This window comes from Sulfitobacter sp. PS-8MA (assembly GCF_040933935.1).
GTDB lineage: Bacteria > Pseudomonadota > Alphaproteobacteria > Rhodobacterales > Rhodobacteraceae > Sulfitobacter.
The window spans coordinates 1-24,338 of sequence record NZ_JBFQYJ010000003.1 but is presented as its reverse complement, the minus strand read 5'-3'; the positions used below and the strand labels follow the sequence as shown (position 1 = coordinate 24,338).

Sequence of the window (24,338 nt, the reverse complement as noted above, 5' to 3'; positions counted from 1 at the left end):
GGAAAGCCAAGTGTGCCAGCGCTGCATTCGGGCCTCCGAAGTGGCGGCTCACAGCCGAGTGCAGTAAAAACCGGAGGCGAATGTAGCCGAGAGTAGAGTGGTGAAGCGTTTCGTGTTCTTTTAGATATGGTCAGACGGCACGGGCTTTCCAGATTTGATAGATTGTCTTGCGGCGCTCAAATGCCTCCGGGCCGCCCTCCATGATGGAAATGACGTTGGACTGACAGGACTTATCGTCGATATTGCCAACCGATATGGCGATGTCATCATCGCTGGCGCTGCATGTGGTGATGGTCTCGGCATCGCCAAGCACCGGAAAATTCGCGTTATGTGTCGCGAAGATGAATTGCTGGTTTGGCTTGATCCGCCGAAGCAGCTTGACCACCTCCTCGTAGACGGTCTGGCTATCAAGATCATCTTCCGGCTGGTCGATGAGCAGAAGATCATTCCCCTTCTGGCTAAGCAGGAAGAGCATCATCGCGGAGGCGCGCTGACCAAGAGAATGCGACAGAAGTGCTTTGCCGTGATACGTCACCGCATAGCTGTTGGGCACCTGATAAGAGATGAGTGCGTAGAGATTTGCTATGAAGAGCTTTTTGAAGTCCTCGCTTTTTCCCTTCGCGTGAGCACAAGCCTTTTCGAGGTCTTTGAAAATCTCGCCAAAATCGGAGTAAGCCTCTGCAAGTGCATTATAATATTCCCTGCGAAGATTATTGCCTCGAAGTAACCCGTCGATATGGGTCGTGAAGGCGTTGCGGTCTCCCTTGAACGCTGCATTTACTCTCAATGATCCTTGCGATTCGTTGATGATTTTCAGCGCCGCCGCGATTAACTTGAATTCATCGTGCCAGGCATCATTCAGCGATGTCATGGCGATCAGGACGGCTTCGAGCCTTGTTTTTTCCTTTCCCGTCCGCTTGGCCAGCTCGGCGATTTCAGCTTCAAGCTCCTGCTTGCGCTGCGTAAGCTTGATATAGGCATCCGGCTGGATCGAGGTAACGCCCTGTTCGTCCAACGCTTTGACCAGTTCCCGCTCGGTCTCGGCAAATTCTTCCTTTAGGCCGTCGCGCACGCCTTCAAGCTCTTGGCGCAGTTCATCCAGATCGCCGGACTTGGTCTTGATGGTGGCAGCAAGAGCCTTGGCTGTCCCAACCGTGCCTTTTAGCTCTTCCACCTTGGCTGCGTAGCGCGTGAAGAAATCAGCATTTTGATCGGAGGCATGAACTTCTATCAGCTTGAAATCTTCTTCGGCCTGGGTTGCAGCATCATCAATCGTCTTGCGCCAGGCCGCAGCCGTCTCGTCAATACCCTGACAGTAGGTCAGGTCCTCGCTATAGGCCAATTGCTTTTCAAGCTTGTCCTTGATGCCATGCTTGTCGAATTGCTCCAGGTTGAATTCAACATCCTTGAGTTCATCTTCCAGCGCTTGCTTGTCCTCCGCATCGCCGCGGACAGAATTGAAGCTCTCTATAGCCGACTTTAGTTCGCCCGCGCGTTCCTCGATCTTTTGCCGCACACCCTTTAGGCTATCGCCCATGAGCTTTTCGACAAGATCGTGCCCAAAGCCCTTTCCAGCAGCGGAGAGGTCCTTCTGCCCGAAGTAAAGCGGCTTGGCGATGATCGTCTCCTTAATGGAGACACCGGGGCGCAGCACGCCATCGACATAAACATCCGGCAAATGCCCCCAGATGCGCCTTACCTCATAGCGACCGCCATGCCGATCGGTCGCTTCGACAATTACCTTGCCGCCGCTTTTCAGAACATGGGGCAGGAGCTTATCCTTATATTCCTTGTCCTGTGCCTTTTCGCCAAAGGGGATATCAAGTGCGTAGCGCACGCTTTCCAGGATAGAAGATTTTCCGCTGCCCTGAATGCCAATCAGACAATTCAGATGCGGAGAGAAGGTAACACGCCTACCATCCAGCAACCCGCCTTCAAAGCGAACGGCGTTGATGTGGGAATGGCCTATGGACGGTATATCCGGCGCAACGCGGAAAGCATGATCCGTCAGGGCAAATTTCACCGCATCGAAACCAACATCGCCAAGCTTCAGGTAAACCTTCTTACCTTTGCCGATTTCAGAAATTTCTTTTGCATCAGAGCCTTCCACTTCGGCTGGATAGTGATCGCCCCACCAGCCCTTGACCTTCGTGCGGCAAACGCCATCCTGCTTGTCATGGGTGCGGACCTTCTGGAAGCCAAGGGCATATTTTTGAATGAGCGGCTCAGCGGCAAGTTCGCCCATTCGCCCGCCGCTTAACTCCTTCCACAGGCCACTATTGGCCTCGACATGCGCGAAGATAATGAAGAAGTCGCGGTTGTAGGATTCCAGTTTTCTGAGCGTCTCGATCAGGTCATCATTGCTACGTCCGTTTTCCTGCTCGTATTGCGCGGGAACCTTCCCAGCAAACGCTACGCCAAGAAATTGGTTGATGTAATCCTGACCATCGGCCAACCAAGCTTCGGAAAATACCACGAGTGTGTGAACGCCGTTTGCGCCGTCCTTGACGGATAGTTCCACGCCGGGGAGCACACCGATACCGAATTTGCGCGCCCTCTTGCGCAGAGCCTTGAATTCTTCCAAGTCAAATTTGTTGTGATTGGTGATGACGGCAAGGCGTGTTCCGTTAGCTTCAAGCGCCTCGACATAGCTGGCGACGAAACGGTCAGCGTCGCCGTCATAACGAAATTCCTTATCCGCTCGAGTGTGCAGGTGGAAATCTGCCCTTACCCACTTCGTGCCATGCTCGAAGAGTTTCTGAAGTGCCTCACTCATTCGCTACATCCCTGTGATCAATTAGTTTTTCTTCCCAATGAGACCACGCAATGCGGGTCTCTGTAAAGTTAGGCGCTGACTGGCCCGCGGTTGGCCAGAACGGCGCGCGGGCGGCGGCAGTGTGACTTGCCGTAGGGTGCAAGCGCGACTACGTCCGAACGGTCGCTGCAATTGTGTTGCAGGCCCTTAGGGGAAGTCGACGTTATACCCGTTAGGTGGTCATGAATCCGTTGCCAGCGGCCATCAATCTGAATGGCTGGTCTCACGGTTAGGCTGCGGCTGCAATGCCGCGGCGCCATGAGGCCGCTTTCCGCCCTGCGTTTGAGAGTTCGGCGCGATGCTGCGCCAGACGCGCGGGACTGCTCTCAGCGCTTTGCGGTCTTATGCCCAAACGGCTGCGACCGTTAAGGTTCAGACTTAGTCAGAATTAACCGGCCTTTCCGTCCCGAGACCCGCCATCCTACGTGGAAGTGATCGGCCTGCGAGGTTAGAAGGGCGAATTAACGAGAACCCTCTTTCATTTTTTTGCGGGGGGCTTGCTAGATTTGCTAGGTTTGAGGGACGGTGTGTTCCCTGGTGTGGTTTTGTTGTCACGGCGTCGCTGATCCGGTTTCCCGGTTGATTTTGCTATCGGCTTCGGTCCTGGTTTAAGTGCCATGAATGCTCTCCTTTATTGGTTTGTTGATTTGATGCTCCCACGAATGTCCGCGTTGTAACGATGCTGCGGAAGCAACGCGGCATCGCCGCATGTGTGCTTCCCGCCCACGAACTCAAAGATTAACAGGCAGGCAGCCTGTTCGATGCCTGAAGTTGGCCCAAAGCGATGGCGACCAACCGGCGATCGAAGATCTTCAATTTGCGCTGTCCAGCGACTTCCCCGCCAGCCCAGTCCTTAAGACCTTCCATCACTCCCTCAACAGTCGGTTCGATATCGTCGTGCTGCATCATCCAGTCGACAGTCGCCAGAAGTTCCATGCCGAGAGGCGACTCAAAGCCATCGATGGTGGCCGAAGCCCATTCCAGTACGCTTGAGAACTGCTTCCCTTCACCCGAGTTCAGATAGGCTTGCACTCGATCATACTTTGCGTCGTTGAACCAAATGAGATCCAAGGGATCGGCATCTGCAAGGCGCTTGTCGCACCGGAGATAACTTCCATCGAGACTGTCGAGCAGCTTCGTCAGGTTATGCGAATAAGGTCCGTACTTGTTTGCTTGGAACCTGAACTTGAGTGCGTCCGAACCCCCGAACCGTTTCACGCTGCGCTCGAGGAACCATCCCAATTTCTGCACCTCAAGAATCGAGCATTCAATCCCAAGGAGTGAGTACCGACGTACCATCTCAGCCACCAGCGCGCGTGCCGGGGTGAGCTTCTCAACACCAGTGCGCTTGGCGACATTCTGATACTTGGAAGTCGGCTCGTAGACGATGGCATTGACCCCTTCAAGTTCCGCCAAGGCCGACTCGATAAGAGGACGCACATCGCGCCAGTCAAGGCCACCATTACCACAGCCAAGTGGAGGGATCGCAATTGAATTAATTCCCTTCTCACGAATTACTCGGACAAGGTCCTTCAATCCATCCTCGACCCATTCAATCTTAGTTTTCACTCGCCAATGGGTCTTTGTCGGGAAATTGATGATCCAGCGCGGCCCAAAGAGCTCCTTGTTCTCGGTAACAAACATTTTGCCAGTACGCACTTCGCCTGCATCGCAGGCGCGCGCATAAGCTTCGAAGTTTCGTGGGAATTGCTCCTTGAACATGAGGGCAATTCCTTTGCCCATGATTCCGACCGTGTTCACGGTGTTCACCACCGCGTCAACGTCAGCTTCCAGAAGATTGCCTTGCGTGTAAGTTACCATCAGAAATACCAGCCTGGTCGCGCCACGATCTTGAGATCGAGCCCAACCTCCTCCCGTTGCTGTTCAAGTGTTCCTTTTTCGTTCTCGCTCAGGCAGACTATGCCTGCAAGGTGCTCCACTGGCAAGTGCCTGTGCACGAGCGCCTCGGCCTGGTAGCGATCCGTCTTTTCGGGATCATCGACGTCGCGTTTGAAGTCTCTACGCTGCAGGATGCCCCAGTCGACCTTGTCGAGGTCGTCGAGCGAGGTGAAGAATTGCGCAGTCTGGAGGTATGCGTGGCGATCTGAAAACACCGTTGCTACGCCTCGATCCTCGAGCCCTCGAAGTGAGGACGCCATGATCACAATCTCCGTGTTCGGGAACTGGCGAATTCCTCCGTAGCCAGTCTTGATGTTGTACATCATCATCGAAAATGGCGTGAAATAGAACGGAATGTAATCTGATAGCGATCCGCCCGGTGCAACAGGTACATTCCGTGCAGTCCGACGCTGAATTAATTCGAGGTTCCCAATTCGCACGAAATTGGGGTCTTGCACTCCGGAATTCTTGCAATGAAGCCCATGCCTGAGGATCCACGGCACATTGTTGATGTGCGTAATCCTGAAGATCAGAGCTTTTTCGGCGGTCAAGTTGTTTGCCATGTCTCGATATGGATACAGTTTGGGCCAACTTCCCTCAAGATGTTATATGGTGGCCAGCGCCGTCGAGCACATAGCCGATTGACTGGTTCGCAAAACACTTGCCATTCGGTCTTCGCACGAACGCCAACCATTGGCGACGGCCAGCCCCGAATGTCCGCACCTGCTTATGGCGTTGAACCTTTTCGCACCCTTTGCAAATGTCCGGAATCCGTCCTCCCCGACAAGCAGGCGATGTCCGCCACCCTATCGAGCAACCAGCTTTTGACCACCGTTCTCTCGCAGCATCGCTTCCATTTCATCCAAGCCATCGACAGCAGAGCGCATTTGCGCCTCATCAACGACGCTCGCAGCTTCGGCATCCACGACCTGGCTGCCAAAATCCATCTCCATCTGGCGCTGTTCCTCGGCGATCACAGCTTGAACGACAGGCGCGGTCTTTTTCGGAGCGACGTCGATTTGCCCTGACGATTGACTCCCAGCATCTTGGCGTGCGGTCTCCGCAACGGCGTCAGACCCACCTGGCCCGGTCGAAGGCGGAGTCATTGGCATGGCGCGCACACTCAGCGGCAGCGTGCCCTGCGGTCCACCTCCCCCCGGCTTCGGAAACGGCAACTCACCTGATTGCGCCGCGTGGATCGCCTTGAACAGCCGATCATCAAAATATTGGATCCGCTTTGCCCGGACCGGCATCTGGGCATCGATGACCATGACGATTTCATCGAGCGGCAGACGGCGCGCCTCATCTTCGGGCAATAAGGAACTTTCTTCAGTCCGCGTGGATTGGCTGCGGCCTTCAAAGGGGTTTTTGCCGATGGACTGGGAGCGCGTGATGACGGTCTTTGTGGTCTTGCCAACCGCCTTGCTCAGCTCCTCGACGGTCTTTTCATCCGAAGGCGTCAAATAAAGCTTCACGCCGGCGTTGCCCTGCAGGGCACGGCGGGTGTTCTCGCCATAGATTTCATCGAGGGCGGGGATGGTTTGCGTGACCACAGCCAGGTGGCCGCGATAGGTCCGCAGGGTCTCGATGCTTTCGACCACGATGGGCATTTTGCCCAAGCGATTGAACTCGTCGAGCATGATCATCACTGGCCAGGGCTCATCCGGCCCTGGGTCCTTTTCCTGCATGGCCGAGAGAAGATCGGAGAAGAAGAGTCGGATCAGCGGCGCGAGGGGTTTGACCATTAGCGGCTGGACCACGAGATAGACCGAAAAGGGCTTCTTGCGGATCGTCCGGAAATCAAAGTCCGAGACCGCTGTCGCCTCATCGATCGCCGGGTTCTGCCATTGATCCAGTCCCGAGGTCATCAGAAGCGAGACATAGGAGGTCAGAGTATCGTTGTTGGTGGACGCCAGCCGCGTGAAGATCAGCTTGGCTGCCCTGTTGTCGACTTCATGGCCCCGCGCGAAATACTCCTTCTGCTTGTTCCCGCCCGAGGCCGCGATGCGGTAGATCTCGCCCAAGGTCGGACGCTTGCGCTGGAAGGCCAGCAGGCCTGCTGCCACAAAGAGATCAATCCCGCCTTTGAGGAGGCCCTGCACCCGGTCGTTGTCGCTCTGCAGGAAGAGCGTCGCGAGAAGCTGCAATTCCATCTGCTGGCGCGCGGGATCTTTCAGTTGATAGATGCGCAGGAGCGGGTTGTAGCGATGCGTGCGCTTGCCCTCCCAATCGGTGGGGGCAAAGCGATAGACCTTGTCGCCTTGGGCTGCGCGATGCCGGGCCGTGGCCTCAAAGCATTCCCCCTTCACATCGAGCGTCACGGCGGAGCCCTGCCAGGTCAGCAGGTTCGGAATGACGAAGCCCGTGGTCTTGCCGCGGCCCGTGGGCGCCACGATCAGCGCATGCGGAAAAACCTTCGAGCAGATGTAATTGGCGCGAGAGCCCGGCGGCCCCAGCTTGCCGAGGATGAACCCGGTGCCCGGCGCGCCGAAAAAACCATTGGCCTTCATCTCGCGCGCAGACTGCCAATGGGTCTGACCAAAGCGTGTCAGGGCGGACCCCGAGAGGGCGAGGCTCAGCATCAGGCCGGCAGCCGCGAAGCTGCCGATGATCAGGTGAATAAGTTGCGCGTCCTCCGGTCGGCGATTGAGGATCGCCAGATAGTTCTGCGCGATATAGGCAAAGTCGATCTCGGCCCCGAAGCCGAGATCCTGGTAGGTCAGCACCGCCGAGGCGATGGTATAGCCCATGGCCCCTGTCACCAGCGTCACGAGCAGGACGCCCGTGGCGATCCGCGCTTTTCCCATGGCGGCGCTCAATGGACCTGGCCCCGCTCGGTCTCGCCATCCACGTCTGTCGCGCGGTGTTTTTCATACTCAGCATCGGCAAGATCATCGACCACCTGGCGCAAGGCCTCCGTATTGGCCGTCGCGGCATCGGATTGCAGGTAGACCTTGGCGACATAAAGCCGGTCGAGGCGGTCCTCTAGAACCTTGTCCAGCGCATCGGCATCACCGGATGTGAGCCGCACGAGTTGGCGAACGTCCAGCACCCGTGCGATCTCCTCGCGGAAGGCATCCCGTTCCGCCTCGGTCTCGAAGGGCGCAGACAACTCCCCCGCCCGCTCATGCTCCAGGACACGCGCAATCTCGTCTGTGAGGCGGCCGGTACGGTCAGACTGCGGCGCAGTTTCACCGCCGGCGGCGAGGATGTCGTCGCGCGTGCCAACCCCAAGCCCCTCGCGCATCTCGGTTTCGCGGCGGACCTGATTGATGGCCTCAGTGTCCCGGATCTCCACAACGGCGGCATAGGTCGCGCCGAGCCCACGGGCGAGGTGGGACGGCATGTCCGGATAGCGCGCACGCAAGTCATCGGCGACCGCATCCGCAACGGACGTGCGGAGTTCGCGTGCCTCCATGATCCGGTCGACCTCGCGGGTGATCTCGCTGGCGCGGGCTGCATCAGTGATGGACTCCCTGTAGGGCTCAGACCGGTCGATCACATCGCCCGGACGTGCGAGCAGCTCCGGGTGTGCCTCGAGATACGCGCGCTGCTCCGTCTCGATCCGGCGCTCCGCCCGCGAGACGACCTGCCAATCCCGGTCCTCGATCTGCTGCGCTGTCAGGCCGTCTGCGCGCATCTCCTGACGGATTGTCCCTTCCATCGCCCGGACCGCGTCCTCGTGATAGTGGAACCGCTCGCTGACCGCTTTCTCCTCCACGACCCCATCCCGGCGCAGCACGTTCTCCCGTTCCAGAAGCGTGCCAAGCTCGACATGCACGTCATTCAGGATGTCACGCGCCTGTTCCAGATCGGCGCGGCGTTCGAGGTTCAGATCGCGCGCCTCAGCCACCTTGGAGAGATCATCGGCGATCCATTGATGCTCGAGAGCCGCATTCGAGGCCCCGGTCTCGATCCGGGCGACCACTTCCGCTGTGCTGATCCCAGTGCCGCGCAGGGCGGTGTCTATGCGCGACCGCAGGCGCGGCTCAGTGAGGCGCTCTAACTGGCTTTCTTGGATGTTTGCCTCTGAGTAGACCCCTCCCTCCGATGGTGCCTCAGACAACGTGCTCGAACGCAATCCGAGCGGCTGCATGTGCTGGACCTGCGTCTGAATCTCGATGAGGCGTTTTTCCAGCACGGGACGTTCCGCGTCAGACTTCTCGGCGATCATGCCCTGCACCCGGGCGAGCTTCTCCGCATAGAGGCTTCTCAAATCCTCAAAACTTTGATCCTCGGCCATATACACATCTCCTGTTCGGCCCACCTGCCCGCCGCGCGCCAGCACCTCGCCCGCGCGGAAGAGGGCTGCGGCAATATCCTCGCGGGCCTCGCGCGAAGCCTCCGCAGCAAGCGAGTGGTAGACAGTTCTGGTATTGGCGATCTCCGCCAGCGTCCGCGTCAGGTCGGCCCCCACGCGTTCGCGCTCGCGGGGCGCGCGCCCCTCTTCTTTCGCCGCATAGACCTCGCGGGTAGTGGCGGGGTAATGCACGACACCCCGATCTACCCGCCGCGTGGCCTCCAGCCGCACGCCATACTTTTCCGCCTCCTCGACCATGGCGAGGCGAAAGTCGTCATAGTTGAAGCGGTGGTTGCGCCCCAAAAAGAAGAACTCACCTTCCTGCGAGCGGCGGTTCAGCACCAGATGCGCATGGGGGTGATCGCGGTCCTCATGCACCGCGATGATGTAGTCGAAATGCCCCGCATCACTCTGGAAGAACCGCTCGGCCACATCCGTCGCGATATCGCGCACATCCTCACCGCGCGTGCCGATGGGGAAAGACATGAGCATGTGGGTGGTCTGCCCGAGCTTGGGCTTGAAGCCCGCATCCCACCGCTTGGCAAAGCGCTCGGTGAGGTCCTTGATGTCTTTAGCCTCGAGCTTCGCCTTGCCATCCAGGAAGCCACTCGAGTCCACGATATGGGTGGACTTTGTGGTCAGATAATCAAGCTGGTTTGCGAGCTGCGATTTGGTATGCGTGCCGCCGCCCCGGATCGCCTTGAAGACCGCTGGCCGGTGCCCCGCCGCCGCACGCACAAGCTGGCTCTGCTTGGCCACGTGCAGCCCCTGCATCGAGCCCCGGATCCGGCTCCAGCCATCCCTGAAGACCTCCCCGGTGACCGCGTCAACCGCATCATTCAGCCGCATGGGCAAACTCCCTCAGCGCGGCCGTGGCCTCGAGCTGCATCGCGTCGCGACGGCGGCGCAGGAGCAGATCGATCTCGTCAGCGGAATCCAGGATGAACCGGGCCAAGCCCCGCATCTGCGCAAGGCGCAATTCGGAGAACTCGGCCCCCGCGTTCCCCGTGCCCCCCTGCCCCAACCGGTTGGCCTTCGTCATCTGCTTGGCGATCTGCGCGACCCCATTGCCGACCTCGTGCAAAGAGGCCCTGTATCGCGCCATTTCAGCTGCCATCTGCGCGTCCGGAACGAACACCCCACCCGCCGCCTGGATGAGCCGCCGCAGCCCCTCGGCACGGCTCTCGACCCCGGCGGCGGCCAGCACCGCGTCGAGCGCCTCAAGCTCCGCAGCCGTGACCTTCACACTGACCGCTGAGACCGGAATTGCGGCATCCGTCTGGCGCTCGGCATCGGCTTTGAGCGTGTACTGGATCGCCCGCGGCGACACACCAAACCGCTCAGCGAGCACCGAGGTGGAAATGCCTTCCGCAGCCTCGCGAACGATCTCCATGCGGTCCGCATCTGTGAGACGTTTTGAACGAGACATGCGAAGAAAGACCCCCTATTTCCTGCCACCTTCCACCAAGGCTGACCCCACCTTACGATAATATACCGCGCTGTCAATTATATACTTACGTTGCATTCAGGCTCAGGCAGCCTTGGTATCCGCTTCGCGCCGCGGCCCGCAGGGACGCGGCTCTGCCACCCTCACCATCGGGCGACCCACCTGTCCAATGGGTCCCCTTCCCCAGCACCGCCCGAGGGTCTGGCCGAACACGCATGTGTTCGGACGGAACCGCGGGCGGGCGCAAACCCCACCGACAGGGCGGACAGGCAGGGTCAAGGAGGGCCAGATTTGGCTCCGCCAAATCTCTGCCGCAAAAACCGGGAGGCCCTGGCCGATAGGTTTTTGTGGATGGCCCCCTTGAGGCTGACTGGCCGGTCTGTCGCGGCCGGATCATTCCGAGCGGCGATCGTCCGTTGCGCGCGCAGCGACCGGCACCAAGAAGAGGTCACCTCGGGCGAACTGACCGCCGGACACGGCATCCCTGGAACAGGGATCGGGCCGCCCCAAGATCGTCCTGGGGCGGCCCATCCTCGCCAGAGGATTTAGTCCTGGGGATCTTTCGCGCTCGGTGGGAACATCACCAGCTCCGAGACCGCGACCGGGAAGTCGAGCTTGAGGCTGAAGAACTCCGATCCATCCCCGTTGCGGGTGTTGCGGAACATCGCGCCCACGCGCTGAAAACGGGTGCGCTCCTGGCCATCGGTATCGGTGAACTTGACGGGAACGGTGGCGACGTAGTGGTTGGTCATTTGGGTTACTCCTTATTGCGATGAGGATCACCCAGCACGGGGGCAAGAGGACCGGTCGCAAGCGCAAATGCGGAGGGTCCGCGGCCCCGCCGTGGAAGCCGTATTTGTGCTTGCCAAAGCGTGAGCTGAGGGCACGAACGGGCCGACCCCGTGCGATCCATATGCATAGCAAAAAGGAGGGACCCGATTGACCTGTGCTATCACGCAGTCGCCACCATCCGCGTCCACGTCCTGCCGAACCTGGCCGGGGTGCTGATGACGCCCGCCCGCGTGGATGCGATGTTCCGAAACACCACCCGAGGGTTGTGCAGGTCTTCAGCCTCATGTGCGACGTCTCGCCCCCTCGGTCTTGCGCTGCTGACGATGTGCGAGGTGCGCACCATCCCCAGCCCGTACCGATGTGGATGGGCCGAACTCTGACGGGCTGGGTAGAGGGATGACGGTGCTGGCCGCCGCGAGTTGCTGAAAAAGTGTGACCGATCGCACGCGCCATGAGACATGACGAAAGGGCCGCGCCAAGCGCGACCCCGTTACGGCCATCACGCGCCCAAGCTGTCGAGCAACCCGCTGGTATCAGGCATTCGCTTCAGCGAGTTGCCGATGTGCTCCCGCCAGCGCGGCCCAACCTCCATTGCGGTGGCATAGGCCCGAGCCAGATCATCGGGCCGGTCCTCGGCCATCGCTTCGATAAGGAAAGCCGCCTGCTCGCGGTCCTTCGCGGATTTCAGGCTCCCTGCCCCATCGCGGCGCCGGTCGGCAATGATCAGTTTGTGGACTGCATAACGCTCCGGGCGGGGCACCTGCACCAGAACGCCGGATCTATAGATCGCCGCCGCGTGGATCGGCTCAGCGATCAGGAAGTTGAGATAGTTCAATCCTTGGGCGTTCACGCCCAATGCTGGCAGATCACGGATGGTCTCATCTCCGAACGCCGGTGTGAGAAACTCGACCAACTGGCCGCTGCCACCCTGGGCCCATCGCCATGTCCGACCTTGGTCAAGAGCTGGCAGAGGATCGAATTTGAGCGCCGAGAACGTCTCGGCAAGACCCGGGTCGACCTGATCCTGCAACGCAACGCTGAGCTTCTCGAACTGCGCGATGTCGATGTCGCCAGTATTGGCCATACCGCCAATTGGCAGTCGGATACCAAGCTCGCCTTCATAGAGTCGGAACGCGTTTGTCCCGACGATGGTGCCACCCAAACGGAAGGTTCCGGCTGCGGCCATGGCCGACAGGATGGAACCGGTCGCCCGGTCGGTGGGCGTCATGCCTTCCGCACGCAAGAGCCGGACAAGCCGCGACCGTTCCGCCTGCCGATCCTTGGCCGTTGCGCGCAGCTCTTCAATCCGGTCGATGCGCGCGCGCGTCTCGTCGCTGTCTTCGCCGATATAGATGAACCGCATCTCCGTCCCGACACGGCGCGCGGCATACCAATAAGCCTTATCCCCACGCTCCTTGAGCGTGGGCTTGCCTTCGACACCGGACAAGGCGTCGTCCTTCAGAAGACGCACCAGGTCGGTATAGGCGCTCATCGCGATGCTGCTGAGTGGGGTCATGCCTATCATTTCCAAGTTTTGCTTGGCATTCATATACCTATCAAAACAGGAAATTGCTAGGCAAAGTGATTTGGAGAACGTCCACACCCATAAGAAACGACGAAAGGGCCGCCCGAAGGCGACCCTCTCTCTTCAATCCTGCGACGCCTTCTTCGCCGGGTCCGCAACCCGCATGACCGTCAGGTCTTTCGCTTCCGCCTTCTGCCCGAGGTTCAGCGCGACCCCGTTGCCGCCGAAGAGCACAACCCCCGTCGCCGCAAACTTGTCGTCTAGCATCTCGTCGTTGCACTTGAACGGTGCCGCCCGCCCATGCGCGGACCAGCGCGGATCGAAGCGCGCCTGTGCTATCCCGCGTGCCCGGGCCCACCGAGCCGCAATCATCTCCGCCCCGTGCTTGCCACCCTTGTGGCAGAGGAAGATCTCCTGGTTGCGGTTCTGCTTGATCCGTTCGCGAACCTTGTCGAGCGTGTTGAAGATCACATCGACATCGGTCCAGTCGGTGGCGCCTGAGACGATCAGGGGAACCCCTTCGACTTTCGATTTCTCGGCAGTCTCGCGGTCGTGCTGCTCCAGGAGCTGCCGCGCCTCAAAAACAGCACCTGTCTCCTGCGCCCGGATGCTCGCGCGCGACCCGGCCGCCGGGATGAAGGCGTGACCCGTCTCGATCTCGTAGCATTCCGCCGCAGCCTCGCTCATCACCTCGATTGCGCCGACAATCTCGCGCAGCTGCAGAAAGCGCGCCTGCGCTTCTTCCAGCGCGGTCTCGGCGATCTCCGATCCGTCGTGGGATTTTGCCAGCGCGCCGATCTTGTCGGCGGTGCGATCGACCTCCTTGCCGAGCGCCACCTTGCGGCGCTGCAGGATCGTGGCGAGCCCATGGGCCAGCGGTTCGATTTCTGCTTCGAGCCCGGTCCCGCGCAACTGACCAAGCAGAGCCTCGAAGCTCTCGCGGATGATGCGGTCGGTCAGGATGTGATCTTCCGGGATCGGCAGCTGTGCATCCTTCTCGGTCAGCCCGAAAAGCTCGATGGTCTCGTAGGTGTTTGCTGTGTCGTAAGCCATATTCATTCTCCAGATATTGGGTTCGACCACCACGTGAGTGTGGGGGCATGGCCGAATGCCTGGTTTCCGAATCTGCCCGGGTCAGGGACGGCGCAGCCGCCGGCTTGCCGGGCGCAAAAGTTTTCTGCGTGCAGCACCCGACACATGCGCGCCCTCACACACGGGACCGCCCCCCGCCACGGGCACCGCCCTCGCCGAAAAGTTTTGCGATCCTTGACGCGGGCTGATTTGGGGGCCATCCGGAGGATATGCTTCCGCACTCATGTGTGTGTGTTTGTTGACGGTAGGTTTGACCGACCTGAGCAGGCAAACGGCCTGACCGGACGCGGGAGACGGATGGAGCGGCGGGATCGTTTTGCCGCGCAAAACAGACCAGAGCGCAATCCGGCGGAGCGGCTGGGGAGGGACGTGCTCGCGAGGCGGGCAAACCGGGACGCCAAGCGCAACGCCGCGGTGAGGCCGCATGGCCGAATGCGCGACGGACCGAAGGGCCGTTCTCCCCTGCGACACGCGAAGCCGAGCTGGGGAGGCCGCAAGGCTCAGACCAAGATTGATGTAGGGGCGACGCCGCTGCAAATTCCACAGATTGCTTTTCCACGCATTCGATCTGAGGGTGGGAAGCCGACATTCGATGCGTGCGCAACTCAGATGGAAGGCCTCGGCAGGAGCGGACATTCAGGTGGTTTCTGCGCATCGAACAGTCGTCTTGTCCTGCCGACGAGAGGCAGGACAGAATTCATGTTACTATTTCAATATCTTGGGAAACCGGCACGGTGCCGAAAATGATCGAGTTGATATCTGTGTGCAAGGTCACGTCTTCTCTTGCGGTCTTGACTGACACCACCAACGCATATCGTGTCTTTTGCTGACGTGTGGCAGTATCCGCGCGGTTCTTCCACCAACCACCGACCGGCTTTATGCAGAGAATATTGCGCGCCAAGAGCCACGCGGCTGGCCCTTTCCATTCGTTACAGTGCAGCGATCCGGACGGCGTGCCATCAGGAAAGCGCCAATTGTCGGTGTCCGATTGCGTGGGGGGCTTGCGTCGTGGGTCTGCTCGCTCTTCGACATTCACCCTCTTTTTGAATTCATCAGTGCTTTCCATCCGGCGTTTCAAGTCGAACCGCAAGCCGAACGACTGATACCGATATGGATCGAGCGACGCCAACGCTCCCGGGTTTGGATCAACAAAGTATGACAAGGTGATCTTCAGTCTGACCTCCTCATCCCCTAGCGCTTCAAATGCCTGTCGCGGCCAGGGCAAGTCGTAGTAGTGGCAGTCTTTGAAACCCGAGACGCCATAGGGTTGGATTTCGGACTGCGCCACCAGAGCGAGATGGTTCTCAGCTGAAGCAATTGCCCGCTCATACGTGGGTACGCCGTATCCGAAGTGCCGCAACAGCTTTGCAGCGTCGGTTTTCCCTAAGGGGTCTAGCGCAAATCGCATCTTTTCTGTCCACTCGGCACCGTGGACCATTAAGGCACGGATAGTCTCCGGCCAGTATTCAGGCTTGGCCGCCATCAAGCGGCACGCCAGTCGCGCAGCTTCGGCTGTTGCCGCGCTTGTAGCACGAAACGGTACCAACGGACGCCGGTCAACTTCGGGACCAGAGGTTGCGACCGAAAGAGAGGTTGTATCGACAACGGTGGTTCGGGAAGCATCCACAGCGCGGTTTCCAGCTTCCATGACAATGTCGGGTTTTATCGGCCTATTGCGCCCTGTCGTCCATAGCGTCGAAGTCCTCGTGAAAGGGCTAAGGTCGCCCGCTTCGGCAAGCGGCGAATGGTCGGCCAATTCAGGTTCGGCAATGTGGATTTTGTCAGTGTAGCCACCGACGGTTACGACATTCCAAGCTTGTGCCGGGTCCTCAATCGGATAAGTGTCCGAGGGTTGCACCTCGTCAAACATGATCGGGTTGGGTGCATTACCTGCGGAAACAACAATAAGGCGTCTGGGTGCCCTTTTGTCGTCCATTGTGACGCCCGCCGCTTCTTGATCAAGCGCCGCGCTCCATGTTGAAGGCTGTGTCCCTGAGATGTCTTCATTGGTAACCGCCATGCAGAAAACGCGGCCGCGTTCTGGTCGCCCGATTTCCGCAAGGCTGACGGCAGACTTCGTGATCGGACCGTAGAAGCGCTCTTCGGGCTTTCCCATTCCCGGAGGCGGAAGGATTTTTACACTCTCTAGTCTATGGGCCAGTTTAACCTGGTTTTTATCAGCTAGCTTCGGCACGAGGTCGCCATGCAGAGCGATCCCAGCCATTTGAGTCCCATGGCCAGGACGCGGACCAGTATCGTCTACCCCCCATTCCGGACGAACACTGTATAGGTCAGCGGGTGAAAGAGCTGGTTCAATCAAACTATGCGCACGATTGACGCCACTGTCCAAAAGGCAAATCGCTGGAACCTCTGCACCGGGCCATTCGATCCGGCCCGCAAGATCGTCGGTCCATTCAAACTGTTCATCAGGATTTAGGTCATCAATGAAGAAATGCGGAGTATCCGTGGCTCGTCGAAGTTCTGTGATTGAAAACCGCGCAAATAGCATCAACTCGATGGTAGCGCGCGCGGCAAGAACGGGAACAACCACGTGTTCTGGAAACACCAAACGCTGTTCCTTTGGAGCGCATCGTGCATCGAGCTTTTCAGCCAAAGCATCGAGAGCATTCTCTGCCGACTTGATGCACCACACCTCCCACCAGATCGTATCGTTGGGGTCTTGCGGCAGCGCTTCCAGATCATCTGTCCAGAAGGTTTCGAGACGGGCCTTTCGGATGGCCTCAATCGGTTCAACGAATGACTTGTATGGCGGGTTTTGACCTTTTTCAGTCAGTTCGCCCGACTGGTAGTCGGCCAGAATGCTTTCAAGTACCGGCTTTGCGTCTTCAGGAACAAACAGGCCAACGATCCGAGTATCGGCAGCTCCCAGCTTTGCAGAAGCCGGTTTCAGATGGCTTTTCTTCCTCTCCAGACTATCCGGGCTGGCGTTCGGTCTAAGCTCGACTTCCAAATAGACACCAGCAGCGGGAGATACCCGTTCATCGCGCGGACGATCTTGCTCAAAGTCGTTTGCTGCCTGCGAGAACTGCCCTCGGAGCATTGCGCCATGCTGCTGGCGGTCCCGAGGAGGAGGGCTTCCGGGAAAACGCTCATTGGTGGACTTGAAGTCCGCGCGCTCCCGTCTGCTTTCGATGTTGATATGCGGTAAGGAGTACTTGGATGCCATCTACTACTTGTTCACTGCCGAAGGTCGAAACGCCTCTCGCATTTCTCGCCTGTCATTCAGCCTGCGCAGCAGATCGTCCGATGTCACGTTCTTCCGCTCAGCCAAGATTGCGCTTTTCACCGCGTCTTCTGTTGCGCGGGCAATCTCAGACTGGCTCAACCCTTGGGCCGATGCAAGAATGCTCTTCCACTTCAGGTTGGGGAATTTCATTGGCCGCAGATTGAACTTGATGATCGTGCGGATTTCTTCGTCAGTGGGCGGACAGAATTCCATAACCAGATCGAACCGGCGCAACAGAGCCGGGTCGAGCAGGTCTGGATAATTCGTTGCGCCAATGATCACGCTGTCCGTGGAATTCGGCTCTTCCATGAATTGCAGGAAAGAGTTCAACACGCGGCGCATCTCGGCAACGTCATTCGTCGCGCCTCGATTTCCTCCGACAGCATCGAATTCGTCAAAGAGATATACCCCCCGGTGACGGGCGGTTTCGTCAAAAACGAGCCTCAACTTGGCGGCAGTCTCACCCATGAAGCGCGTGATCAGGCTTTCTAGGCGGATTACGAACAACGGCAACCGCAACTCACCAGCCAAGGCTTCCGCCGACATCGTCTTGCCCGAACCCGGTGGTCCGACGAAGAGAACACGCCGGTTGGGCGTCTTGCCATGTTCGCGGAGCCAGTCACGCTTGTGCTGTTGCAAGACAACGTCATCCAGCCGCGCACGCAACGAGGCGTTCATGACGACGCTTTCAAGATCGAAGCGCGGCGGGCGCATCTCGATCAAGTCGGCAAGATCACCACGCGGGGACGCGAAAGGCACGGCGACGGTTTGGCCCGACGCCGCCTTCTCCCGCGCCTTGTCTACAGCGGCCCTCAGGTCTTCTGCGAGTGTACGACGCCCTTGCCGGGCCTCTGCGGCGGCAACCTGCAACGCAATTGAATAGAAATGCTCGTCGTCACCGTCCGCCTTGCTCTGGAGCATAGCCAGTATCTGCTTTGCGTTGGACATGCTCCAGACCCTTGGTGCTTGCGACGATTTCCTTTTTCCCAACGGGTTAGTCTGTCGGACCGTCTCGATTTTGTGCGAAGATCGCAAATCCTCGCTGATTTGTCGACGGGAATTCGGCACCCCAAGCAAAAACGCGACAGTGTGAGCGTAACGCCTCTGGCGAAAAAAGTCAGCTAAGACGTTCCGCAACGCAGCATGACGGTCAATGATGAAGGTCCGGTTGGGGCCGACCACGTCTGGCGTACGGCTTCAGTCCAGATCGACGCCGCCGAGGCGCGGCGCATGTACATGCGTTCGGATTAGGAACGCAGCGCCCGCGCCCGCGATGGCGCCGAAGAGATGCGCCTCCCACGAGACGCTGGGTTGGCCTGGAAAAACGCCCCAGAGAAGGGAGCCATAGAGGACACCGACCACCAGTGCCGCGCCCAGCGTGATCGGGGAGCGATCCACGAGGCCGCGCGCGACGAGGAAGCCATACCAGCCGAAGACGAGCCCTGACGCGCCGATATGGATGGCCGAGCTTCCGAACAGCCAGACAAGACCGCCGCCGAGGCCGATCACCACGGCGTTCACGGCCAGCAAGGCCCGCGTGGTCGTAGCCACCAGCAGCCCACCCATCACCAGGAGCGGCGGCGTATTGGCCATCAGGTGCGCGAAGCTTCCATGCAGGAGGGGCATGGCGATGACACCATCCAATCCGCTGACATGCCGGGGGATCAGGCCGAAGGCCGGGTTCAAACCGTAACCGAAGATCCAATTGACGACCTGGACCGCCCAGAGCAGCGCTACAAAGGCGACAAGCGCCGCGGTGCGCCCAAAGAAGACGCGCATGTGATCCCGGTTCATCATGTTGGCGACAGTAGACGTCACCACAGCGCCTTCAATGGTTTTCGCGCGCAGCACAGGGTGCCACCTCCGGGAAAGGGGGTCGCGGCGGCCAACCTCGGTAGGGCTCAAGCCAAGAGAATGGCTCCGATCTTAAACGGTGTTCCCAGGCCGCCGCGGCATGATTTCACGCTCGGGGCGCTTCAGGGCTTCGGCGTATTTACGGGCATTGTCGTCAATCGTGCTGTGCCAGAGCTTTGAGACAAAGGCCTGGGCGTCTTGAACGGTCATGTCTTTCAGCGAAGAGGACAGCACCATGAATAGCTCATCTTCGCTAATCGAGGCGGCGCGGTGCATGGCATCCGCGTAAAATGACGGGTCGTTGAGAACCTGCTCGCGCAGCGGCATCCGCGCGAGATTCTCCTCCGGGATCGCCATGAAGATCGTGTCCTGCAGGTCGGTCAGATACGCACGCCGCGATGTGGACACCGGCTTTCCCGCAGCCTTGGCCTCCAGAACTGCCTGCTTTGTCCTGTCGAGCTTTGCCCTTGCATGGGTCATGAGGACATCACGCTGTCGTTCAGGCAGCGCAAATCCGGTGCAACGCTCGATATGAGCAAGAAGCTCTGCAACCTCTGCGTCTACATCAAAGCTCTCGAACCACGGAGCTTTTCCTAGTCTCGCCACCATGCGCCTACCCTCGTCCATTCAATAATATATTATCGTATATCATAGTCAGCAGATCGCAAGCAGATGCGTGCTTCGTGCAGCCAGACATGAAAAAGGGGAACCGTGATCCCACGGCTCCCCTTTCGGTTCAGATCGTCTCACCTCGCGCGCTGATCAGGCAACCAGCGACAGCCCCGCGCCCGCGTCCTGCGGCTGCTCACCGCTGTCGATGAACGGGATGATCGAGAAGGTCTGCCCGCCGCGCTGCTCTTCGTTCTGCACGGCGTTGACGCGCAGGTCCCCATCAGGCGTGTTGATCAGCAGCGACAAGTAGTCATTGCCCGTGCGGCTGCTCTTGGCCATCCAGGCCGAGCCGACGCGGATCGGCGTGCCCCGGGGCGAGCTGACCTCGATCCGGTAGTCAGGGTGGGTCTCCTCGGTCTTGTAGCTGTTCTCGATCAGGATGAACTCCAGATCGAACATCATGTTGGCGATGTAGCCAGTGAAGGCGTTGTCGGCGTCCATGGCGGTGAGCTCGCCCGAGATCGAGCCGGATTTCATCAGACCGTTCGAGACGAGCGGGATGATCTCGAATTCGCCGCTCTGGCCGCGCGCGCCTCTTTCGTCTGCACCGCGTTGACCCGGAACGGGCCCAGGCCGACATCGATCTGCATCGAGATGTAGGGGTTGCCGCTGGTATTGCCGGTTTCGTTCCAAGCCGTGCCGATGCGGACCTTGCGGCCCGACTTGTTGATCGCCGTCACGTCGTAATCCGGGCTGCGTGCGGACATTTTCGGGCGGGTTTCGAGCTGGATGGCGACATCGAAGCGCGTCGAATGGATCATGCCGGTGTACTCGGCGGCTGCGGTCGCGACATTGCGGGTGAGGGTTCCTGCGAACATGGGATGGTTCCTTTTCAGATTGGCCGGTGCCCGACGTTCTTGCCAGCGCATCCGGGATTGCTTTCTCGACCCCTCCTGGGATCACAAACCAGAAAGCCTGCTTTCCTTTCAACCCCGCCCACCCATCAGAGCTGCTGTCCGAGTGGGAATGCCCCCGCGCCTCCGGGTGCTACGCCCCTCCCCTGCCCGTTTGGTCTTGATTGGCTGCCCGGATTTTCCGCGCCGTCCTTCGATCGCGCGACGAAGAACTCCGCCTCTTTGCCGTTCAACCGGTGCCCGCTTCGGTCGGTCAGGCCGATGCAGCTATCATTCGGCACATAGGTGATGAGGTACTGACCGAGCCGGTCCTTGTGCACAACGTAGCCGGTATTGACCCAATGCACGGTCTGACCGGCATCGACGGCGGTCTTGATTTCATCGAGTGTCATGCGAACCTCCTTACGAAGAATGGTGGGTAAACGACGCAAGAAGCCCGATATTCCGACCGGGCTTCCATGCAGCATTCGTTTGGCAAACGACCGAGAGCTGTCAGGCACCTTGCATGGCTTGCGTCGCGCGTGCCGCCATCCAATCCTTCAGGCCGAGAACCGTTCTGCCGGCTGCGACCTCGGAGGCCCAGGCGACCCTTGGATCGCCGCAGGGCTCGGAGCCGACATGCCGGTCGATATGGCCATTGGCCATCCATGGCTCGGGCTGGATCCGTCGCAGCCAGTCCGCCATGCTCGGGATGCGGCCCTGGCAGTCTTCGCGGACATGCTGTTCGCCGATCCAGCGCACGGGATATCCCGACCTGCGCTATTGGTCAGGGTCAGGCCAAAGACACGTTCGGCCTCGAACAGGCCTTGGGCGTGGTGACGCAAGGCCCGATGCGTGAAGAGCGCGAGGTGCTCTTTCGAACCGTCAAACCAATCGTGCACGGCCTGATAGTCAGACGGCACCCCGCCGAATTTCCGGGCAGAGCTTTCAGCATGATGAAGCGGATGGGCCATATCACAGACCCTCGTCATAGCTGTGCGAGCATTCAACGTAGCGGTCCGCGTGATCGAGGGTGAGGCTGTCGTTGCGCAAGTCCCAGGTCAGCGTGCCATAGCCGCCCTCATTGTTCTCGAACCCCGGATGATGGTGATAGGCGAGCGTCCAGGCGAAGACGCCAACCTCTGTGGCAAGCAGTTCCGGCAGTTGGACCTCTGCAGGCTGCACCGTCACATCCTCGACATTGCCAGAGTCGCCATAGCCTTCGTATTCGGCAGTGACCTCGCTGATGCCAAGGGCGCGCAATTGCACGATCAGTTCCGCTCGGGTCTCCTTCAGGTTGGTTTCGCGCTCTGCGCGCCACTGAGCCGCCATTGCGGCATAGTCGATCTGGGGATTGGTCATGGGTCTGTCCTCTTTTCTGCGATTGGGGGGCCCGGCGCGGCATTGGCCCGCGCGCGCCCGGAAAGCGCAGACCGGCCAAACCCCGATCCGCGACGCCCGACCCGAAGCCCGCTTTAACCTTTCAGGCGGCTTGGTCTGACGTGATAGCAGGCCCCCGCCCGACGATCCGGGCCAGAATGCTGCCCGTGTCGACCCCTTCCCCATGCGGCAGGAACACCCGCAGCTGGAAGGCGATGATCTCAGTGAAGCAGCCGAGAGCCTTGAGAGATTCAATCATGCCCCGATCCGCACCGCCCAGCTCGAGGCGCATCTCACCTGCGACCCGGCGACGGGTTAGGGTCAGGCCCCGGCCCAGATCGACCGGCGCGGTGGTGCCGAGAGCGGCAGTCAGCATCTCTTGCGGCGTTTGCGGGTTGGAGACAAGGAAGCGGGCGCGGAGCGCGGCCGCCCCTTCTTCCCTCAACGTGCGCCCGATCATGGCCGTCGCCCCGTCAGGCGTGACCCTGTAGATGCGTTCATTCGTGGTCGGAATGTCCTTCCAGATCGGCAACAGCAGCCCGGTCAGCAGGTAGAGCTTGGTCGTGGTGGTTTTAGGCAGGGACGCGGCCTCGGCATCCCAAAGCCCTGCAAACTCAGGCTTGCCGATCTCTTCCCAGGCCGAGGACGCGAACCGCACCTCTTCAAGATAGCTGGACCCATTGGGTCGCACCACCTTGCGCATGAGCGTGACGATATCCTCGTCATACATCTGCATGGGCCGCGCCGAGATGAGCGCCGCACGCCCCGAAGCGCGATTGACCATCGGCAGCTTGTCGGGATTGCGCGACAGGGCGTCATCCGCTGACAGCACACGGACCGGGTCGGTGACCTCCAGCCCGATGATGCGCGTCACGGCGCCGGATTTCGGGCAGGTCCAGAGATCCTCGGTGGAGACCTGTCGATCTTTTCGCCACGCAGGGTTTCCACCCCGAGATCGAGCGTGCCCGCCGCGCGCGCCCGTTCCGTCTGGTCGGCAATCCTCGCCATGAATTCGGCAAAGAGCGCGTTCTGCATGTGGATGGGCAGCGCCAGCACCCGGTTCAGAAACCGCTGGATCGGGGGAAGCTCCTCGAGCAGCACGCCGTCCTTGTCGATCAGCCGGAGGGCCGTCCAGTCGGTGAAGCTCTCGTAGCTCATTGCCTCGGCGCGCCCGGCGGCAAGATCGGCGAAATATCCACGCAAAGCTGCCCGTGCGATCGGGCTTTCCAGATTATCCTCCTCGCGGAACATGCCCTGCGACCCGGTTTCGCGCTGGCCCTTGGTCAAGGCCCCCAGCTGGTCGAGGCGCTTGGCGATTGTCGAGGTGAAGCGCTTCTCGCCATGCACATCGGAGGTGCAGACCCGGAAAAAGGGCGCGCTGACCTGGGCCGAGCGATGCGTGCGGCCGAGCCCCTGGATGGCCGCATCGGCACGCCAGCCGGGCTCCAGAAGGTAGTGCCGGCGCCTCTTCTGGTTCTTGGCCGTTTGCGCCGCGTGATAGGATCGGCCAGTGCCGCCTGCATCAGAGGAAGATCAGGATATCCTTTTCGCCGTCCATAAAGGCTTGGGGTCTCGGAGGAATTGCTGCTGGCGGCGCGCTTTTCGATGAAGAGATGACCATCCTCGGCCTTGAGGGGCCGGAGAGACCGCCCCGTGACCTCGGAGACAGGCCTCCTCGCCAAAGGCCCAGAGGATCTGATCGAGCGCTGAGGGGACCGGGGCCAGAGTCATCAACTCCATCATAGCCGCATCGCGCAAGCCGAGCGCCTCGCGCGAGACCACCAGCGCGCCGGTCTCATCCCCGGAGTGGCTCGGCCACCATGTTGCCGTCAATCTCCACGAGCTTTTGCGCATGGATCGGGAAGGCTTGCTCGAGATAGCTCAGAACATAGTCGCGCGGCGTTTAGCGCGCCCTCGACCAGCTCGTCCTCTGGGTCCATCGTCCTCAAGCCGACGTTTCAGCAGGCTCTCACCCGTTGAGACCCACCTGGATGACGCAAGCATTGCCCGCCGCCAGATCGTCCTTGATGGCGCGGATGATGGTCGGCGCTTCATGCCATCAGGAGATGGTTGAAGAAGCGCTGTTTCGTGCTTTCAAAGCGAGACTTTGCAGAGGCGCGTGCGGCCGAGGCATTGGTCTCGCCCGAGGCATCGTTGACACCGGTCGCGGTCAGTGCCGCCTCGAGATTGTGGTGGATCGTCCGAAACGCACCTGCATAGGCGTCGTAGATCTCGATCTGAGCCGGGGGTCAGCGCGTGTTCGAGCAAATCATATTCCACGCCATCGAAGCTGAGAGCACGGGCCGTGTAGAGACCGAGCGTCTTGAGATCGCGTGCGACCACCTCCATGGCGGCGACACCGCCCGCCTCCATGGCCGAGACGAAACTTTCGCGGCTCTGGAAGGGGTATTCGGGGCCCTGCCCCCAGAGCCCCAGCCGCGCGGCATAGGCGAGGTTGTGGACGCTCGTCGCTCCCGTGGCC

15 protein-coding genes and 3 pseudogenes are annotated in these 24,338 nt (G+C 59.9%); all 18 read right to left on the bottom strand.

Translation table 11 applies throughout. The features are described from left to right. Nucleotides 1-130 precede the first annotated feature (130 nt). Nucleotides 131-2,776 carry a TrlF family AAA-like ATPase gene (locus AB4M76_RS01185; protein WP_368440014.1) on the bottom strand — a complete coding sequence of 882 codons (2,646 nt, stop codon included), beginning with the start codon at nt 2,774-2,776 and terminating at the stop codon, nt 131-133. A gap of 777 nt (nt 2,777-3,553) precedes the next feature. Further along, complete coding sequence (locus AB4M76_RS01180; RefSeq protein ID WP_368440013.1) at nt 3,554-4,636, bottom strand: macro domain-containing protein; 1,083 nt, start codon at nt 4,634-4,636, stop codon at nt 3,554-3,556. Beyond that, entirely contained in the window at nt 4,636-5,265 is a 630-nt protein-coding gene (locus AB4M76_RS01175) for a DUF4433 domain-containing protein (protein ID WP_206054332.1), read from the bottom strand. Before AB4M76_RS01175 ends, AB4M76_RS01180 begins: the two co-directional genes overlap by 1 nt. Nucleotides 5,266-5,520: 255 nt before the next feature. Continuing rightward, entirely contained in the window at nt 5,521-7,521 is a 2,001-nt protein-coding gene (locus AB4M76_RS01170; protein ID WP_368440094.1) for a type IV secretory system conjugative DNA transfer family protein, read from the bottom strand. Nucleotides 7,522-7,529: 8 nt separating this feature from the next. Continuing rightward, complete coding sequence (locus AB4M76_RS01165) at nt 7,530-9,863, bottom strand: relaxase/mobilization nuclease domain-containing protein (RefSeq protein WP_368440012.1); 2,334 nt, start codon at nt 9,861-9,863, stop codon at nt 7,530-7,532. Beyond that, nucleotides 9,850-10,443 carry a helix-turn-helix domain-containing protein gene (locus AB4M76_RS01160; protein ID WP_095591000.1) on the bottom strand — a complete coding sequence of 198 codons (594 nt, stop codon included), beginning with the start codon at nt 10,441-10,443 and terminating at the stop codon, nt 9,850-9,852. The genes AB4M76_RS01165 and AB4M76_RS01160 overlap by 14 nt, the downstream gene beginning before the upstream one ends. A gap of 563 nt (nt 10,444-11,006) precedes the next feature. Then, nucleotides 11,007-11,213, bottom strand: a complete 207-nt coding sequence (locus AB4M76_RS01155) for a hypothetical protein (protein WP_007120662.1) — start codon at nt 11,211-11,213, stop codon at nt 11,007-11,009. A 539-nt stretch (nt 11,214-11,752) separates the two neighbouring features. After that, on the bottom strand, nt 11,753-12,769 hold the full coding sequence (locus AB4M76_RS01150) for a GSU2403 family nucleotidyltransferase fold protein (protein ID WP_245601474.1): 1,017 nt from the start codon (nt 12,767-12,769) through the stop codon (nt 11,753-11,755). Nucleotides 12,770-12,901: 132 nt separating this feature from the next. Further along, nucleotides 12,902-13,831, bottom strand: coding sequence for a DUF2493 domain-containing protein (locus AB4M76_RS01145; RefSeq protein ID WP_368440011.1), 930 nt, complete (start codon nt 13,829-13,831; stop codon nt 12,902-12,904). Between the two features lie 736 nt (nt 13,832-14,567). Then, nucleotides 14,568-17,057: a S8 family peptidase gene (locus AB4M76_RS01140; protein ID WP_368440010.1), complete on the bottom strand. Its 2,490-nt coding sequence runs from the start codon at nt 17,055-17,057 to the stop codon at nt 14,568-14,570. A gap of 3 nt (nt 17,058-17,060) precedes the next feature. Then, complete coding sequence (locus AB4M76_RS01135) at nt 17,061-18,065, bottom strand: AAA family ATPase (RefSeq protein ID WP_009815532.1); 1,005 nt, start codon at nt 18,063-18,065, stop codon at nt 17,061-17,063. A 249-nt stretch (nt 18,066-18,314) separates the two neighbouring features. After that, the gene (locus AB4M76_RS01130) at nt 18,315-18,968 is read right to left on the bottom strand and encodes a rhomboid family intramembrane serine protease (protein ID WP_009815531.1); all 654 of its coding nucleotides are present in this window, start codon (nt 18,966-18,968) and stop codon (nt 18,315-18,317) included. 75 nt (nt 18,969-19,043) lie between these two features. After that, the gene (locus tag AB4M76_RS01125; RefSeq protein ID WP_368440009.1) at nt 19,044-19,580 is read right to left on the bottom strand and encodes a hypothetical protein; all 537 of its coding nucleotides are present in this window, start codon (nt 19,578-19,580) and stop codon (nt 19,044-19,046) included. Nucleotides 19,581-19,733: 153 nt separating this feature from the next. After that, nucleotides 19,734-20,461 (bottom strand): annotated as a pseudogene (locus tag AB4M76_RS01120) (DUF736 family protein). Between the two features lie 125 nt (nt 20,462-20,586). Further along, the gene (locus AB4M76_RS01115) at nt 20,587-20,889 is read right to left on the bottom strand and encodes a hypothetical protein (RefSeq protein ID WP_368440008.1); all 303 of its coding nucleotides are present in this window, start codon (nt 20,887-20,889) and stop codon (nt 20,587-20,589) included. Nucleotides 20,890-20,989: 100 nt separating this feature from the next. Then, a pseudogene (locus AB4M76_RS01110) lies at nt 20,990-21,450 on the bottom strand (hypothetical protein). A 1-nt stretch (nt 21,451) separates the two neighbouring features. Beyond that, nucleotides 21,452-21,838 (bottom strand): DUF6878 family protein, encoded by a 387-nt coding sequence (locus AB4M76_RS01105; protein WP_368440007.1) that lies wholly within the window; start codon nt 21,836-21,838, stop codon nt 21,452-21,454. 121 nt (nt 21,839-21,959) lie between these two features. Further along, nucleotides 21,960-24,338 (bottom strand): annotated as a pseudogene (locus AB4M76_RS01100) (strawberry notch C-terminal domain-containing protein); the annotation flags it as partial.

Coding starts and splice junctions, on each gene's coding strand:
- AB4M76_RS01185 (WP_368440014.1), bottom strand. CDS start 2,776: ATGAGTGAGGCACTTCAGAAACTCTTCGAGCATGGCACGAAGTGGGTA.
- AB4M76_RS01180 (WP_368440013.1), bottom strand. CDS start 4,636: ATGGTAACTTACACGCAAGGCAATCTTCTGGAAGCTGACGTTGACGCG.
- AB4M76_RS01170 (WP_368440094.1), bottom strand. CDS start 7,521: ATGGGAAAAGCGCGGATCGCCACGGGCGTCCTGCTCGTGACGCTGGTG.
- AB4M76_RS01165 (WP_368440012.1), bottom strand. CDS start 9,863: ATGCGGCTGAATGATGCGGTTGACGCGGTCACCGGGGAGGTCTTCAGG.
- AB4M76_RS01160 (WP_095591000.1), bottom strand. CDS start 10,443: ATGTCTCGTTCAAAACGTCTCACAGATGCGGACCGCATGGAGATCGTT.
- AB4M76_RS01155 (WP_007120662.1), bottom strand. CDS start 11,213: ATGACCAACCACTACGTCGCCACCGTTCCCGTCAAGTTCACCGATACC.
- AB4M76_RS01150 (WP_245601474.1), bottom strand. CDS start 12,769: ATGACCCCACTCAGCAGCATCGCGATGAGCGCCTATACCGACCTGGTG.
- AB4M76_RS01145 (WP_368440011.1), bottom strand. CDS start 13,831: ATGGCTTACGACACAGCAAACACCTACGAGACCATCGAGCTTTTCGGG.
- AB4M76_RS01140 (WP_368440010.1), bottom strand. CDS start 17,057: ATGGCATCCAAGTACTCCTTACCGCATATCAACATCGAAAGCAGACGG.
- AB4M76_RS01135 (WP_009815532.1), bottom strand. CDS start 18,065: ATGTCCAACGCAAAGCAGATACTGGCTATGCTCCAGAGCAAGGCGGAC.
- AB4M76_RS01125 (WP_368440009.1), bottom strand. CDS start 19,580: ATGGTGGCGAGACTAGGAAAAGCTCCGTGGTTCGAGAGCTTTGATGTA.
- AB4M76_RS01115 (WP_368440008.1), bottom strand. CDS start 20,889: ATGACACTCGATGAAATCAAGACCGCCGTCGATGCCGGTCAGACCGTG.
- AB4M76_RS01105 (WP_368440007.1), bottom strand. CDS start 21,838: ATGACCAATCCCCAGATCGACTATGCCGCAATGGCGGCTCAGTGGCGC.